General features: G+C 48.9%; 14 protein-coding genes and 1 tRNA gene. All 15 read right to left on the bottom strand.

The features are described from left to right. Positions 1-89 precede the first annotated feature (89 nt). Positions 90-1,373 carry a glutamyl-tRNA reductase gene (hemA, locus tag IE092_RS16980; RefSeq protein WP_189358597.1) on the bottom strand — a complete coding sequence of 428 codons (1,284 nt, stop codon included), beginning with the start codon at positions 1,371-1,373 and terminating at the stop codon, positions 90-92. A gap of 79 nt (positions 1,374-1,452) precedes the next feature. Then, entirely contained in the window at positions 1,453-3,864 is a 2,412-nt protein-coding gene (locus IE092_RS16975) for a CHASE2 domain-containing protein (protein WP_189358595.1), read from the bottom strand. A 4-nt stretch (positions 3,865-3,868) separates the two neighbouring features. After that, on the bottom strand, positions 3,869-5,548 hold the full coding sequence (locus tag IE092_RS16970; protein ID WP_189358593.1) for a FecR domain-containing protein: 1,680 nt from the start codon (positions 5,546-5,548) through the stop codon (positions 3,869-3,871). A gap of 55 nt (positions 5,549-5,603) precedes the next feature. Further along, positions 5,604-6,296, bottom strand: coding sequence for a response regulator transcription factor (locus IE092_RS16965; RefSeq protein ID WP_189358591.1), 693 nt, complete (start codon positions 6,294-6,296; stop codon positions 5,604-5,606). Between the two features lie 245 nt (positions 6,297-6,541). Further along, positions 6,542-6,802 carry a cell division topological specificity factor MinE gene (gene minE / locus IE092_RS16960; RefSeq protein WP_189358589.1) on the bottom strand — a complete coding sequence of 87 codons (261 nt, stop codon included), beginning with the start codon at positions 6,800-6,802 and terminating at the stop codon, positions 6,542-6,544. 1 nt (position 6,803) lies between these two features. Further along, complete coding sequence (minD, locus tag IE092_RS16955) at positions 6,804-7,619, bottom strand: septum site-determining protein MinD (RefSeq protein ID WP_189358588.1); 816 nt, start codon at positions 7,617-7,619, stop codon at positions 6,804-6,806. Between the two features lie 47 nt (positions 7,620-7,666). Next, entirely contained in the window at positions 7,667-8,428 is a 762-nt protein-coding gene (gene minC / locus IE092_RS16950; protein ID WP_189358586.1) for a septum site-determining protein MinC, read from the bottom strand. A gap of 217 nt (positions 8,429-8,645) precedes the next feature. Next, positions 8,646-8,724, bottom strand: a tRNA-OTHER gene (locus IE092_RS16945). A gap of 236 nt (positions 8,725-8,960) precedes the next feature. Further along, positions 8,961-9,983 (bottom strand): type II toxin-antitoxin system PemK/MazF family toxin, encoded by a 1,023-nt coding sequence (locus IE092_RS16940; protein WP_189358584.1) that lies wholly within the window; start codon positions 9,981-9,983, stop codon positions 8,961-8,963. A gap of 1,429 nt (positions 9,984-11,412) precedes the next feature. Further along, positions 11,413-12,699: a type II secretion system protein GspD gene (locus tag IE092_RS16935; RefSeq protein ID WP_189358582.1), complete on the bottom strand. Its 1,287-nt coding sequence runs from the start codon at positions 12,697-12,699 to the stop codon at positions 11,413-11,415. After that, entirely contained in the window at positions 12,696-13,760 is a 1,065-nt protein-coding gene (locus IE092_RS16930; protein WP_229793236.1) for a zonular occludens toxin domain-containing protein, read from the bottom strand. The genes IE092_RS16935 and IE092_RS16930 overlap by 4 nt, the downstream gene beginning before the upstream one ends. Further along, positions 13,760-14,074, bottom strand: a complete 315-nt coding sequence (locus IE092_RS16925) for a DUF2523 family protein (RefSeq protein ID WP_229793235.1) — start codon at positions 14,072-14,074, stop codon at positions 13,760-13,762. The genes IE092_RS16930 and IE092_RS16925 overlap by 1 nt, the downstream gene beginning before the upstream one ends. A 7-nt stretch (positions 14,075-14,081) precedes the next feature. After that, positions 14,082-15,641 carry a hypothetical protein gene (locus tag IE092_RS16920; RefSeq protein ID WP_189358580.1) on the bottom strand — a complete coding sequence of 520 codons (1,560 nt, stop codon included), beginning with the start codon at positions 15,639-15,641 and terminating at the stop codon, positions 14,082-14,084. Further along, on the bottom strand, positions 15,638-15,892 hold the full coding sequence (locus IE092_RS16915) for a hypothetical protein (protein WP_189358577.1): 255 nt from the start codon (positions 15,890-15,892) through the stop codon (positions 15,638-15,640). The genes IE092_RS16920 and IE092_RS16915 overlap by 4 nt, the downstream gene beginning before the upstream one ends. 153 nt (positions 15,893-16,045) lie before the next feature. Then, positions 16,046-16,264: a hypothetical protein gene (locus IE092_RS16910; protein ID WP_189358575.1), complete on the bottom strand. Its 219-nt coding sequence runs from the start codon at positions 16,262-16,264 to the stop codon at positions 16,046-16,048. Between the last annotated feature and the right edge of the window lie 526 nt (positions 16,265-16,790).

Below are 16,790 nucleotides of genomic sequence, written 5' to 3'. Positions count from 1 at the left end.
ATAATCGGTGAGGGTGTTACGAGACAGCCCGGCGGGCTGATATTCTGAAGCAGGCAGTGCGAATGCATTGCCTGCGAAGGGACGGGTATCTAACGCTTAGTGCGGAATAATTGCGGCAGCAGACTGGCGAGGCGCGCACGGTCATCACCGCTGGCCTGATGCAGGGCTTGTTGCGGGCCGTGCAGGAATTTAGCCGTCAGTCCGCGAGACAGCGCTTCCAGCACCTGTTCCGCATCATCGCCACGCGCCAGCATACGGCGGGCACGATCCAGTTCAGCCAGGCGTAACTGTTCGGAGCTTTCATGCAAATCCTGAATGACCGGCACAATGGCGCGGCCATCCATCCAGTGCATAAACGAACGCACACGGTTTTCAATGATGGCTTCTGCCTGAGCGACGGCAGCCTGACGGTTTTCAATGCCAGTTTGAACAACCGAGCCAAGATCATCAACCGTATACAAAAAAACGTCATCCAGCTTGCCGACTTCAGGCTCGATATCGCGCGGAACCGCCAGATCGACCATAAACACCGGGCGGTGGCGGCGTGCGCGAACAACGCGCTCCATGAGTCCTAAGCCAATAATCGGTAAAGACGACGCTGTACAGGACACGATAATGTCGAACTGAGACAATTGCTCGGGTAAATCAGCCAGACGAATCGCTTTCCCATTAAACCGGTGTGCCAGTGATTCGCCGCGCTCCAGTGTACGGTTAGCAATCGTCAGTGATTTCGGATTTTGCGCCGCAAAGTGCGTTGCACAGAGTTCGATCATTTCGCCTGCGCCGATGAACAGCACATTCTGACCGGCAATATCATCAAAAATCCGTTGTGACAGGCGTACTGCGGCAGCCGCCATGGAAACGCTGTGCGCGCCGATTTCGGTCGTACTGCGAACTTCCTTTGCGACGGCAAACGTGCGCTGGAACATCTGATGTAGATAAGTGCCGAGTCCGCCGGCTTCATCCGCCTGGCGCACGGCATTTTTCATCTGACCAAGAATCTGTGCTTCGCCCAGTACCATGGAATCCAGCCCTGAAGCGACACGGAATGCGTGGCGGACAGCGTTGTCCTGCGGCAGCGTATACAGATGCGGGCGCAGGTCACCGTAAGAAAGCTGATGAAAGTCAGCAAGAAAATGTGCGGCAGCATCGACCGGATTGTCTGCACTGCAGGCCGCGTACAATTCGGTGCGGTTGCAGGTGGACAGAATGGCAGCTTCATTATTGCCGGATGATGAACCCGAGGCACGCTGACCGAACCAGCTGCGCGCTGCAGCAACCGCCTGACCAATTTGCTCAGGCGCAAAAGCAACCTTCTCCCGCAATGCCAGCGGGGCAGTTGTATGGTTCAGGCCTACAGCGGTCAGTATCATGCTCATCAGGATTCAAAGTTCAGCCTGCATTATAGCGCGGTATCCCCGAGTCTGACCGACAGCGTGGATTTGATATGCCTCAAAACTGGCTCGAAGGCATTTGTATTGTGAAGGTAGTTCCTTCGTTCGGCGCGCTCTGAAAGCTGATATTTGCCATATGCCGGTCTATCACGGCTTTCACGAATACCATTCCAAGCCCGACGCCGTCGTTCTTAGGTTGTTCCGCTGTTTTGAACCGCTGGAAACGCTGAAATAATTTACTTTGTTCCGCCCGCGGTATGCCGTATCCCTGATCAGCGATGTGACACTGTATGACCGAACCATTCATATCCTGTTGCAATTCCAGCGTACAGGTAATGGTTGTGTTGTGCGGGCTGTATTTGACGGCGTTCGAAATCAGATTAGTCAGTACACGGGTCATCAGGGAACGGTCAGCACGAACCGGAAATTCTTTTTCCGGAATTTCAGTGCGGATACGTATTTTCTTACTGCGTGCCAGTGACCACATTTCTTCGGTGGCATCGATCAGCATGTCCTGAAAATCGACTTCTTCAAACCGGTAATCCTGCGACTCTGCGCGGGCCAGCTGAACAAAGTTATCTGCCAGTCCGAGCGTAATCCGCGATGCGCGTTCAATGCGATTCATGAATTCATCATTGTCCAGCGCAGTTTCCGGATCCTTTTGCATTTCCAGTAGCGCAAGAATGGAAGCCTGAGGGCCACGCATATCATGAGAAATAAAATGCAGCGTTTCATCACGGCTGCGTTCTGCAGCACGAATCGCGGTGATGTTCACCATGCTGACGATCCAGCCGGTCAGATGTTTATCTGCATCGTAACAAGGCGCACTTTTAATCAGTAAGTCTTTGCCGGCAGGATCGCGTACCTCAATTCCCTGCGCCATCAGGCGTGTTTGCTTCAAATCCAGTAAATCCCACCAGCTGAAACTCTGTGAGTGCACAGGATCTGTATTGACCGGCTGCGACATTTTGGCGAACAGATACGGCACCAGTGCATCATTGACCTGCGGAATCCCGATGCCGGCAAAATAGGCGCGGGCCGGCTGATTGGATAAAACAACGTTGCCGTCCGTGGTGGTAACCAGTGTCGCATCCGGCAGGCTGGCCAGACTATCTGTCACAAACTGGCGTAAATTGCGGACGCGGCTTGCCGCATCGTGCACCGCCTGAATATTTTTTTCCAGTTTGTCAGTCAGAACGGTCTGAAGTTCGCTTTCTGCTTTTTCGTCCTGAAATTCAGGCAAAAGATCTGGTTCCTGCTCAAGTAAGTGCAGCTCTGCGCCGAGATAGCGGATTGCTGCTTCCAGGCGGCGCCAGCTCCACAAAGGATAGGCGATGATAAGACTGAGCAGGGCGGGTGCCGGATTGATCCAGTGTCCTGCGTGTAAAAGCGCACCGCTACTGATGACAGTGAGTACGAAGATTGTGGTCGTGCCGATCAGCGCTTTGCGTGGCGTCAGCCACAGCAGGCAGCACATCGCGAGTAAAACGGGAATCAGATTGACAATCGCTGTCAGCCAGACCGATGCCGGTTCAATCGCACGGTGTTCCAGCAGGCTTGCGAGGATGTTGGCATTGATTTCGATGCCGGATACAACACCGTCATTACCGGTCACCGGTGTGGGGAAGGAGTCAGCCATACCGGTTGCTGTCGGGCCGACCAGCACATATTTACCTTGAATAAAGCTGGCCGGAACCTCGCCACGCAGAACTGCTACGTATGGCACGGACGTAAAATGTCCCGCACCACCCGAATAGGGAATCTGCATATGGTAGTCACGCAACCAGCTGCTTTGGTTTGGCGAAGTCTTTCGTTCAGAGAGTGGTAAGCGACTGCCAGGAATCCAGGTTTCTGTGCCGGATGCAATATTCTGGCCGACGTTCTTCAAGGCAAGCGAGAAGTGAGGCCACCATTCCGTACCGGTTCCTTCCCGCAGAAATACACTGCGAGCCACACCATCTTCATCCAGTTCAATATGAATGTGTCCGGCCTGCCTTGCTGCGGCCGCAATCTGTGCAGCCGGTTTTGCCGCACTCAATCCCTGACCTGCGCTTTGAGATGTGATTGGTACCACAACGTTTCCGGCTTCTTTCATGGCCATGGCCAGCGCCTGATCAGCCGGTACACTTGCATCTGCAGCGACTGAATTATCAGCCTCCGTGAAAAGTACATCCATGCCGATTGCCAGCGGTTTTGCTGCGCTCAGCTGACGAATCAGTGCAGCGTGATGCTGCCGTGGCCAGGGCCATTTGCCAAGCTCATTCAGGCTGTAATCATCAATTGCCACGATCAGAATATCTTCACGAGCGGGGCGGGAGTCGAGCTGCATCATGCGGTCGTACAGACCAAGTCCTGAGCGTTGCAGGATGCCTGAGGCACTGACCACTGCTGTCAGAATCAGCAATAGCAAACTGAGGATCAGCCATTCCCGAAAAGCGATTTGCCGGACTTCTGAACGATGCTTACTCATGAGATCAGAATCCGGTACGGACTACGCCATCATTGCTGCGAATGGCTTCGCCGCTACTGTCTGTCCAGCGAGCCTCAATCCGGATTTTCTGAGCGGCAGAAAATGCGCCGACGTAGCCGTCTGCGTCCGTCGCTTTGACGCGAATGTAGTAATCGCCGGAAGGCGGGCGCGGCAGTTTCAGTTCCGCTTCAGTTAATTCCTTGCTCAGATAAAGGCTGGAAAAATCCGCTGTAGTTGCAATCTGAATCAGGAAACGCTGCCTCGGTTCGGATTGCCAGTTAATTGTGATGTCTTTACCTTCTGAGTCGCGGAAATTCGCGCCCGGCTGCACAGGCATTTTAACAAACGTCTGTGTGTCGCTGAACGGTCCCTGGTCAGCTATGCCGTTTTTTTGCGCGATACTGGCAACCCGCCAGTAATATCGCTGGTCTCCGAGCTGGTCTGTGCTGAATTGCGTATCACGCAGATCAGGCTGATCGATAAGCGGTTGTCGGAATTCCGGCTCTGTCGCGACCTGAATCCGGTATGCATTTGCCTGAGCGGCTTCTGTCCACACAAAACGGACTTGTGTTGCGCGGATCTTGTTTTTGGGTTCCGAAGTAAATGGTGGCTCTGGTCTTGCTTTCAGGGTAAAGGCGGTAACAGATGGCTTTCCTTCAAGGCCCTGGGCATCAATAGCTGTCGTTCGCAGGTAATAGCGGCCATCGTCAAGGCTGTCGAACTTAAAGCGCGGTTGCGTGAACCTGCCTTCCTGCAAAATATCCAGCGCCTCTGCATCACGGGCGATTTGCGCTCGGTAGGCAACGGCACCGCTGACGGCTTGCACATTGAATACCATGGTCGGGCGGATCTGTAGCTGGCTCGCAGTATCAGGCTGAGGCGGAGGCAGCAAGTCAACCGGAGCGCCGACGCCTTTGCCCGTAGTCAGATTGCCTTTTCCGGCAGTAACCAGTGTTTGCTTTGTTTTTTTGGTGGCAGCCATTCCGACAGCGACGCCGCCTTCCAGTACCTCACTTGCAGTACCGGTATCAGTGACACCGACACGGAAGTGTGTGCCGCGCACACCCGCAACGGCCAGTGGCGACCGCACTTCGAAACGCCCTTTATTGCTGACCAGTGACGTTACCCGTGATTCTACTTTGCCTTCGAGTACTGATACTTCGGTGCGAGGACTGGAGGTGAAACGGGTTTTACGCAATTTACTCAGTGATACCGCGCTGTTTGACGGGATGGAAATGCGCGACTCATCAGGCAATGCCAGTGTCATGAAGCCGCCTTTTCCGGTACGGATTTCCGTTCCTTCTTTGAGAATTGCGCCAACCGTTGCCACAGTGTCAGCACCTTTCAGCGGACGTATCACCGGTGAGCCGGCCATCGCGACAATTTTCGCTTCACTTTCTTCATCCGGCAGCAGGGTCAGCGGGATATGTATGTTCGTTCCGATCGGAATCGTACGGTCATTACTGATCTGATTGCGTTGTCCGATCGCCGACCAGTTGCGGGTTGTTCCGGTGAACTGCTGAGAAATATCCATCAGCGTATCGCCTTGCCGCGTTGTGTAAATCAGGTCGCTGGCGGTGGTTTTCAGTTCAGCCGGATTTACCGGCGCCAGAGCTGCCAGGGCTGGTTGATACAAAGCGGAAATCAGAAAGGCGAGAGAAACGGAAGGAATGGCTGAACGCATAAGAAAACCCGGTGGTCAAAACGAAGCGGGTCAGACTAGCTGACCCGTGAATACTTTATTCTGCAGTGACTTGTTCCAGTCGGTAGCCGTAGCTGTAGACCGGCGCCAGACGGTAGCCATTCTCTGGCCGCAACTCCAGTTTGCTGCGTACCCGGGATATGTGCGTATCCATCGTGCGGGACGGGATATCGACATCACGTGACCATACAGCTTCCAGAATGTAGGCACGCGATAAAGGGCGACCCAGATTGCGGAACAGCAGTAATGCCAGATCGAACTCTTTCTGGGTCATTTCGATCGCTTCATCATTCATCGTTACGCGACCGGCACGTGTTTCGAATTTATAGTTGCCGAACTGCAGGGTTTCGGAGGCTGTCTGGGTAGGATAGGCGCGACGCAGCAGCGCTTGAACGCGCGCGACCAGTTCGCTGCGGCGTATCGGTTTGATCATGTAATCATCCGCACCCGCAGCGAGACCCTGAACAATATCTTCTTCGCCTGAGCGGCTGGTCATGAACAGAACGGGCAGCGTCGGAGACAGTTTTTCTCGCACCCAGTGCAGTACTTCCGTACCGCTCAGATCAGGAACCTGCCAGTCCAGAATCAGCATGTCGTAACTTTCACGACGTAACTGATGCAGCATATCCTTCCCACTCAGAAAAGGATGGCAGGTATGACCCGCAGCATTCAGGATGGTACAGACCAGTTCCAGCAGATTGTTATCGTCGTCGAGTACAGCGATTCTCATAATTATTACCGTCGTGACAGGCGGGGGTTGTGTTTCTTGTCATTATAACGAATGTATGAACAAAACCCGCAGCTTCAGTCGAATCGGTGAGCAGTGCGATGCTCACTCCCTTTTGCCGGGATATTCGTTGAAACAGAGGTTTTGCGCATTTTGTCTGCCAAGAATATCTGAGCATGAGGAATTTGCAAGCATAAAACGCAACACAATATTTTTCATATGTCGGGCGTCAGTCTGTTACAGCGTGGTTAACTACGATTTTCCATGTCAGGCAATACTACATTCACGTCCAGAACCTCGAGGTTGCCCTGTCTGTCCAGTGATACCTTAATGTCATCAGGGTTGACTTTGGTATATTTGGAAATAACGGCAATCAGTTCTTCACGTAGTGCCGGAAGGAAATCATAGCCATTTCCTGTTCTTTCGCGCGCAATAATAATTTGCAGGCGTTCTTTGGCAGTGTTCGCTGTTTTTGGTTTGCTGTTAAATAAAAACGAAAGCAGGGCCATATTATTTACCTCCGAAAATGCGCTGCAGTAAGCCGGGCTTTTCGTAGTTGATAAAACGCAGCGGCATCTCCTGACCGAGATAGCGGGCAACGATGTCCTGATACGCTTCGGACACATCCGAGCCTTTCATATGAATTGCCGGCGTACCCTGGTTGGATGCATGTAATACCGCTTCTGATTCCGGCACCACGCCGATCAGCGGAATACGCAGAATTTCCTGAACGTCGGTGTAGGACAGCATTTCACCTGCCTCAACGCGTTTCGGGGAATAGCGGGTAATCAGCAAATGTTCTTTGACAGGTTCACCACCGTTCTGCGCACGGCGTGATTTGGCCTGAATAATGCCGAGAATACGGTCGGAATCACGAACCGATGACACTTCCGGATTTGTGACAACGATTGCTTCGTCCGCAAAGGTCAGTGCCATGACTGCGCCTTTCTCAATGCCGGCCGGTGAGTCGCAAACGATATATTCAAATTCCATTGCTGCGAGGTCGTTGAGAACCTTTTCCACGCCTTCTTCAGTTAATGCGTCTTTGTCGCGTGTTTGTGATGCAGGTAATACAAACAGGTTGTCGCAGTGTTTGTCTTTGATCAGTGCCTGATTCAGTGTTGCTTCACCACTGATAACATTAATCAGATCGTACACAACGCGGCGTTCGCAACCCATGATCAGGTCCAGATTACGCAGGCCAACGTCGAAATCAATCACAGCGGTTTTATGGCCGCGCAACGCGAGACCGGATGCAAAGCTGGCGCTGGATGTGGTTTTGCCCACTCCGCCTTTACCGGATGTCACAACAATGATTCTTGCCACAAATCGCTCCTTTAATGAATCTGAAATGATGGATGTTTGCCGGTGATTCAGCTTGCTGAACTGACGGCGGACAATTCAATACTGTCGCCCTGCAGTTTGACCTGTACCGGTGTGTTGCCGGGCAGGTCTGGAAAGCCGTTTTCAAACGTTCGGTAGATGCCCGCAATGGAAACCAGTTCCGGTTCCATAATCCGGGCGAAAATCCGGGCTTGTGTGTCGCCGGTGGCGCCGGCAAGTGCGCGCCCGCGTAGCGGCGCGTAAATATGAATGCTGCCATCAGCGATGACTTCTGCGCCGTTATTCACTGCAGCCATGATGATCAAATCACCGCCGCGCGCGTAGATGCGCTGGCCGGCACGTACGGGATGATCAATTACCATGGCAGGCTGGCTACGGTACACAATCTGAGGTTCCTGTGCTGGCGCCGGTTCTGGTGTGGCAGGCGCTTGAGTAATCTCGGAACTCACTTCGGCGACATGTTCGGAGCGGGATTTGCTCACAATATCAATACTGAGTCCCAGTTCGCGTAACACGGCTTCTTCATCGTCGCTGGCGTTTCTTACAGCGACAACATGTAACCCGTAGCGTCGCAACAATGCGAGCATCGCAGTCCAGTCCGGTTGCTGACCGCTGACTGCGGCGACGTCAATGACAGCGAGTTCATCGTCAAAATAGTCAGGAGAGCCTGCTGTCATGGCGCGCAGAGCTTCTTCCATTCTGACAGGATCGGCATCGCTGATTGAAATAACAACTGCCACCACCGTGGATATCTTGACTTCTATCGCCTTGCCGCTGGAATTGATTTGCATAAGTCGGATAAGTAAATACGCGCAACAGACTGATCATACACGGATGCAGCGGATCACCTGCTAAAAGACTAATGCTACCAACTGCTGCACAGGATTGCAAAAAACTCAGCGCTGGATGTGGTGGTGGCGCAAGAAACAGTGTGGGAGATGTATCGGAGAAGTGATTTTTCGGCGCAGAAAACAAAAAACGCCGCACTAGGCGACGTTTTGTATATTTTGGTGGCCCGGGGCGGAATCGAACCACCGACACAAGGATTTTCAATCCTATCTAACACCTACACATTAGCCAACTTTACCCAATAAATCAGCAGTTTACAATCTCTTATACCTCTTTAGTGGATGGTTGCGCCGCTTTCCTGTTGACAATTGGTCGACTGGGTGAGATCCACTACTTTTATTGCGGCAATAAAAAACCGCCTTATCGGCGGTTTCTTATTGATCGTTTTATCTGCAGTAAGGCAATTAAGCCGTCGCGGGAATTTGTTACTGCTCCAAATTTCCCACCAGTTGGAGAAATCTTACTCAAATCCGGTTATTCTGTCAAATACTTTTCGGCTTGGATTTGTTGATACAAGTCACGAAGTTCTTGTGTTTGGATTTCAAGCGCATTTTGACCAAAATGACTTTCCCACGACACTGCAATTTCTTTAATTAACTCTAATTCTTTATTTTTCTTTAACAAATCGTCATATTTTGATTGTAAATTAGTTATCTCTTCTTCTAGTGCATGCATTTTTATTAATTCAGCTTCCTGCTCCTTGAGCTTTTCTTTGCATGCTTCATAATCCGTAACACCAATTGAGTGCATGAGAGCGGACATCATGAGACGCTTCTCATGGGCAGACAATTTTTTAAAGTAGTTTGTCTTTCTTCCTTGTTTCCGAAATTTTCCTTGCTGAAAATACGTTGCTGGCGGCAATATTCTCCTTATTGAAACAGTCTCAAGCATTGAGCAAAGTGCCCAACTATCCTTGCCAGAAGAACCATAAAAACAAAGGTCACTAAGAGTATCTCTACTTAATTTAAAAGCAGATTTGTCACCGGCATCAGGTTCTGCCGACGTGACTGGTATGACTTGCACCCGGTTACTAAATGCCTTTACGACAATAGCTAGTCGTCTCTTTTGCATTTCGCCTAACTGAAGCGTGTCGCTATAGCGCTTGTTTGATTTAATTTGACCATCCATATGGCCAGCACTCTGAAAAAAGCCATAGTCCACCTCAACCAAAGTACCTGACCAAAGAATTCTAGAAACAGCAAAACGATTTTTTTTTACTGTTTGTTGAAGATATTCAATGGGATGCGCCGAAATTTCTCTTCTCAAAAAAATTGTGTAAATTGTTGGTAGCGTAGTTGTTTTAGGCGATACGGAAACGTCTTCAACATGCCATACATATTGGTTAATATCGAAAAATTTCTTAATAAAAAAACTATCTTTTACTGGAATCAGTACTTCATCTATCTCGTTAAGCAGTTCCGACCCGATCTGCCGTAAAGATACTGCTCCAGCCATTTGATTTACTAATTCGAAATATTTAACCTCAATACTATTCATGACTTTCCATGCAGAAGGAGAATTTGAAAAACAAATTTGCCATTTTTTTTATAAATAATGCTAAGAATTTTAACAGAAGTAACAGGTAATATTATTGCTATAAAAGCAATTTAGCGCTCATTGACTTGCCAAAGCCTCCGGCGGCGTTCGCCACGTGGCAGGGGTGCAGGCAACCCTTCGGGTCGCTTCGCTCTGCCTGCATCCCTACCGTGAGCGTACATCGCTGCACACTTGTAAAGGGTGCGCTGCGCCGATTCAAAAACAATTTCCCGCCAGCCAGCAAAAGTTTTTTTCGAGTAGTCAAAAAAAGTCATCCAACAGTATTTTCGTCTGATCGCGGGAAATTCTTTTTGCCTCGCCCTTGACAAGTATTTCGCTAGAAAGGCCCCGAGTAGCAATCTAGCTTGAAAATACGAACAGTTGTCGTAAATGAAAATAAGTGGCAATATGTAAATATTTCCAATAAACAACATCGAGGGCTAAAATGCATCCGGTTATTCAAAAGACGTTTGGTGGACTATCAAAAGAGTACTATTTTCGGCAGTTTGTTTTTGGATTGTTGTTTCCAACTATTGTTGTATTCATGACTGGACAAGCGAAGGTGGCAACCCCAATTTTTTCGTATGTTCTTTTTGTGGTTAATTCCTTGCTTTATCCATACTCCAGATTCGTCTACGAGAGTGTTATCGGCTTTATCGTCGGGAAAAATGTATTTTATGTTAACGCGATTTTCATGCTTATTGTTAAGTTAATTACAATGACACTATGTTGGGCATTTGCAATTTTTATTGCGCCAGTTGGACTCGCATACCTCTATTTCGCCAATAGCAAATAAATAAGGCTACACATCAAAGATAGCGCAAGGCATTAGAAGCTTGAACTACATTCTAAATTTAATGCGCACAGCATTAGTTTGTGGGTGAAAAACCGTGTATTTGAAAACCGAATGTACGGTTTTTCACCCACAAATCCCCCATGAAAATCCATCAAATCTTGTGGGTGAGACACCGTAAAACAGGAGGATTTCGGTCACTGCTCGCCAAAACGTACGTTTGCTGACCGAAAATTGGTTAAAACACTCCCGAAAAAGCACTGAAACCCGATTTAGAGCGCTAAATTTGTGGTGAAAATAGCAATGTCTTGTGGGTGAAAAACCGTGAATTTGAAAACGTAACGTACGGTTTTTTACCCACAAATTCCCTATGAAAACTCATCAAATCGTGTGGGTAAAACACCGTAAAACATGCAAATTCCGGAAACTGTCTGCTGAAAAGTGCATTCACTGATCGAAAATTGGTTAAAACTTCGCAAAAATATGCCGGAATTCGATTTAGCGCGCTAAATTTTGAGGTGAAAACAGCAATAGTTTGTGGGTGAAAAACCGTCAATTTGAAAACGTAACGTACGGTTTTTTACCCACAAATCGAGATCAATTCGAGATCTTTTCGACCTGCAGGAGAAGCAGGATTTCAGTCTGAGAAGTGTTGATGCTGTTCGCATGAAGCCGCTTAGGAAGAAAGGAAAGGCCATTATGTGTGGCGGTCTCTTTATTCTGCTTAAGTCCACCAATCACGATGAGTTCTTTATCGGCCACGCTGATGTTTGTCGTGATTTGTCGCTTCGTCAACGTTGGGGAGTTATTGACCCCGGTTTCGGTTTTGGCGAAATCGCTGATCTGCTGTTCTATGGACATATCGATTACAGCATCTCTAACAGTCGGTGACAGGCTCAGAATGACCCCGGAAGACTTATATTCAATCGACTGGAAGGGCTGAGAGCTGTTTGCAGCGTAATTAATTGCCCCGAGGGTAGGAACGTCCTGCCCAACCGTAAAACGCGCCTGTGAGCCTGATTTAATGCGTACCTGTGGGGTTGAGATTGCTTTGAATCGCGTATCGCCGGACAGTGCAGAAAGTGCGGAATTAAAACTCGGGGATTTGATTGAAATCGAGTTGGCGAGAGCACTAGTACCAGATATTGCGAGACCTAACTTGCCGTTCAGCAAGTTGATGGCCAGTTCGAATGCAGATGAATCTGTTTCGCCCGTGGATACCTCAAAAACGACTGCTTTTGCAAAAATCTCTCCGACCTGGATATCGACTTGAGGGAGCAAAGCATTGAGTACGGCGATTTCTTCCTTTGTTCCATGAAAAACAAGTGTGTCACTTTCTTGATCGATCAATGCACTTGCAGTGCCTGGAGGTGCTTCTGTGGGCGATTTTTTATCTGTTGACGTTTGATGAACAGCCCGGCTAATAGTGAAGCCACCAGTTTTAAAAAGCGGAGACAACAAGGAAACAAGGTATGAGCCAGCCCGGAAGCGCGGTTTATAGACGCTGATTTCCATCGCTGCTTCAGAAGCTTTTGATGCCTTTATAGGCGCTACGAAGTCCACGCCATTTTTTCGTTCGACGGAAAGATCCAGCGAACTCAGAAAGTTTTCCCAAAAGGTTTTGAGATCTCCGTTACTTGAGTCAAAGCGGAATGAAACCAGCCGATCATCTTTCAGGATCGCAGGATCTATGACGAAAGGTTGCTTCAATGCTTCCAGATACACAAAGCCGATGATCTGTGAAACGAGCACACCCTGAAAATCAAATTTTACAGGTGCCTTTGTTTGTATTTGCGGCGCCATCTTTTCCGGTGGTCGCGTTTTGACCGGTTCAGCAAAAGCTGTGCCGCAGGCAACCGCAAGAATGCATATCGGCATTTTCATTTTGCAGCACCTCCCGCCACCTGATTCTGTGTTGGCTGGTTACCGGACCAGCGCGTAACACGTTCACCTTCCAAGTCACCAATGATGGACGCATTGCTTCCATAGAACATCGATGGCGATTCGACGCGTAGTTTTCCGGCTGTATTTGTGACGACTATCCAGCGTTCGTTACCTTGCGAAATCTCTCCGACGACATGCCACGATTCCGACATCGCTTTTACTTGTGCTTGTGCTGCAGGTATCTGTTGGGGCGTAACTGGGTCAATTCTTTCAGCCAGTGGCGCTTTCGCAGACTGTTGTGCCGGATGAAAAAATTTCCAAACGGTATAGGTCGAAATAGCGCCGAGAATAAGAACGCCGGTGACGTAGTACCAGAGTACTTTATTTGCTAAGACATTTTGTCGTTTGTCGATAGATTGCTCGGTACCAGAACCGCCTGTGTAACTCTGATACAGCGGAAAGATTTCAGGATCGTATTTTTTCTGGCGGTTATCGATTCGCGTTTTTGCGTTGATTTTCCAGCCCTCATAGATCTCGACACGATAATGCTTTGTGAGCCCGAGGGACTTGTGTTTATGCATCTTGAAGGCGAATTCGATGACATTGCGTACGGATCGATGTAAGCCGGAAATATCCTGTGTCATCAACACCACGTCGCAAGTAATACCTGTTTCCGCATGGACATAGTGACGATGCATCCGGAAAAATTGCATGTGTTCATGCGATAGTTTGCCGCTGTCCGTTCCCCAGAAGCGCCAAGCTTCATCGATCGCCACAAGATCACCACCTTTTACGATGGACTCTAATTCCGGTTTTTCTTCGTCGGGAAAAAACTGTGGCTGGCTAATCCTATCGTTTTCAATATGAACGATGGTTCCGAGTTGTTCGCGTTCAGACCCGCGCTTTTTTATCAGGTATGCGTGAATTCTTTCTTCATTGATCCCGGCGACATTGGTCACGACGCGACGCCCTTGTGCGATTGCGTCAACGATCACGGAGGAAACAACTTCGAAACTTTTGCCAGACCCCTGTAGCCCAACGTATGCATTGATCGCCATCATTATCCGATCAATGGAATGCGACGGATGATGAACCGCGTTACGTAAGCCGAAACGACCAGGCGAAGTCCTGTCGGAAAATTCATCAGATCTAGGAAATACCAAACGCCTGACGGAATTCCGAGCAAGGCATTATTTAATGATCCGGCTTGCTCTGCGCCGGGCAGCATGCCTGCATTTTTAAGAATCGGAATGATCTCGCGGATTGCCAGATACAGAACCGTGAACAAAATAAACTTGATGGTAGCGGCTCGAAGAACGAAGCCAAAAATGCTGTTAAATGCAGATAGTAAGATTCCAAACAAAGCTGCTGGCATATCTTCCTCACGCTGAAAGCAAAATTAAAATGCCGATGATTACCCACATGAGCAATGTGATGCTGCCAATCGTGGCACTGTGTTGCTGCGCTAAATTGCAGTGTGTATCAATAACGAAGTGCTTATCGAAGGCATCGAACTCTGGTTTTGGGCACTCAGATGCATGTTGAGGGACCTGAAATTTTTTCAGTTCAGGAAACAGCTGAGTCAGCGGTGAAATTGCGGAGTCTGCTGTTGGTGCATCGGTGAGTGTTGGCGATGCGACCTGTGGATCTCCGCCGAGATCAACACGAGGTGCATTGACGACTGCAACGTTATAAATGGCGTTAGGATCCGGGTTTTTCGGGTTCTCAGGCTGAGTAGCCGCGTTCGCTACCGGACTGATTACAACTTCAGTAGCTGCTGCTGAATTCGCAGGCAGTAACAAGTCTTCGACAACAGGAACAGCCTTCGGGTTTTCAACGCGCCAGCCTGCCACATCCGTTTCTGTAATAGGACTGGTCACTGAATATGGCAATCCTTTATAGCCGGGTGCTGACGCTGCGAGTTTCCATGCTTGATCAGCCAATTTTGCCAAAGCACTGTCTGATAAGGGCTGCTGTCTGATGGAAGGCGATACTGCCCTCTTCGCATCATCCAAATTCTTATATGGCACTGCGATATCGATAGATCCAATTTGAATTTCTGCAGTTTGAGAGTTCCAAGGGGAAGGTGTTTTTCCGTTTTGCCACTCTAAACAGTCATCACGAATGTCTATGCATTGAATTTTTATGAGTCCTTGTCCAAGAAGCCGTGGAGATCCGTTTGCAGAAAATTCAAAGTATGGCGGAACCAGCCATGACCAGGAGCGGATGATCGGCCCTACATCAGACTCAACCGCCCTACCAACATTAGGTTTTATCAGATCGAAGGCGGGGAAATTTGCGGTTAGATCTTCGAGGCTATTAAAAATTGCATATGCGTATCCATGTGAGACAGGGTCAACGACTGGCAGTGTCCATTTAAATAGAATCGGTTCACTGGGCAATAATGGAAAGAGATTGCAAAACTGTGATGGCTTGCAGTACGCATCTTTATAGATTTTCAAACCCTGTGTTGCAAAGCGTTGATAGAAATTTTGAGAGTTGGTTATTGCTACTGGCGTATAGGGAGTAGGGTTAGATTGCACTCCTTCAGAAAAGACAATCCCGCCATTTTGCAATTTGATAGTCGATTTTCCCGCAACAATTGCGGCACCTACTGCCAAAACGCCTAAGCTGGCCGCAATCGTTAACCAAACAGGAGCGCCAGCGATGGCAAGAGTAACCCCGGCAACAGTTGACACTGCGTTTACTGCTGTGAGCGATTGAGATGCACCTGTTAATGTTGCCGCAATTCTCGGATCGTTTGCTGCGAATCCACGTGCAACAGCAACTCTTGTAATCACTCCGCCAATTGCTCTATTCACTACAAAATTTGCAGCGGGTGCCGGAAGCGCTTGGGACTGAGCTGGGAATTGATGCGCAAGCAGCGTAGCGCAAACTAAGCCGCACAGAATGGCTCTCTTGTGACGATAGACGAAGTTCATCGAAAAATCCCCGCGAGCCAGAAAATAATTTTAAAAAACACAACTATAAATAGGATGATGGCGGCATAGGCGATGGCGACTTCAGCGATGCGACGTTTGAATTCATAGACAATCCAAAATGGGATAAATACAGGTCCGACCAAGGCTGCCCAAAATGGTGAACTCTCTTCATTGTGGTAGATGAGTGCGAAAGCCACCGCGTAGTAAATGATGAAAAGAACTCCGAGCAAATTCAGGAAAATTTCCCACATATTGCCTCCTAGTTTTTTAAAGCGGCGACAACAACCCAGCCGCAAACAATTCCAAATGCGAACATGAATAAGTACCAAAGCTGATTGATCGTCATTTTTCTTTTCTCCAAATGAAAAAAGGGGTGGCCCCCCCTTTTTTTTGATGCGGCCAGATTATTTGCCGCGAACCATTGAGATAACGGTACGCGCACCTTTAATTGCCAGATACAGCGTCATCAGAGATGCAGAGATTGCGAGTACTGCAGTGATGACCGATGAAAAGTTGACGGAGCTGGTCAGTGGGGACAGATCTGGTCCATCTGCAGCCATCGCTGCACCGGAAACAACAAAAGCACCTACCAATGCCAAACCGCGTTGAATATTTTTGTTCATGCTAAAACTCCAAGTTTAAAAATCTGGGAACGCGCCCAGTCGCACAATCACCCCCGGCGAACAATGCCGAGAACCTGACCGATCCCGTGTGATACAAAGTACAGACCGACGACAGTGCTGAATGCAAATGTCCAGATTGCAGATGCATATGCATAGTCAAACGGTCCAAACGCTGCATCAAATTTGCTCTGCTGGCTTGGATCAAGCAGGTACGCCTGTACTTTTGTCGGTACATAAAACTGCGTCCCTATCTTCGGACAAACCGCTTGTTGCGTTGCGTTTGCCGTAGTAGCTGGGGAGCAAATCACGACGGTCTGCAATGATCCATTTGCCATAAATTCGTTAATTCAAGATGTTGGTATGTTCAAAGAACGAAGAGACGTTAAAACCCTCTGTACAATGGAAATTTGCCGTTTCTACAGCAGACTCTTCGTCATCAAATCGCCCGGCTTCGTGTAGCCATTGGGTGTATCCAACATCACCATATTTAGGACAAAGAAACAGCGCGCTCTCTCTGTCCTGAACA

The sequence above is a fragment of the Cognatundibacterium squillarum genome (genome assembly GCF_014652435.1).
Taxonomy (GTDB): domain Bacteria; phylum Pseudomonadota; class Gammaproteobacteria; order Burkholderiales; family Burkholderiaceae_D; genus Undibacterium; species Undibacterium squillarum.
Note: the sequence above shows the minus strand (reverse complement) of the source record. Positions and strands in the feature narration are given on the sequence as shown.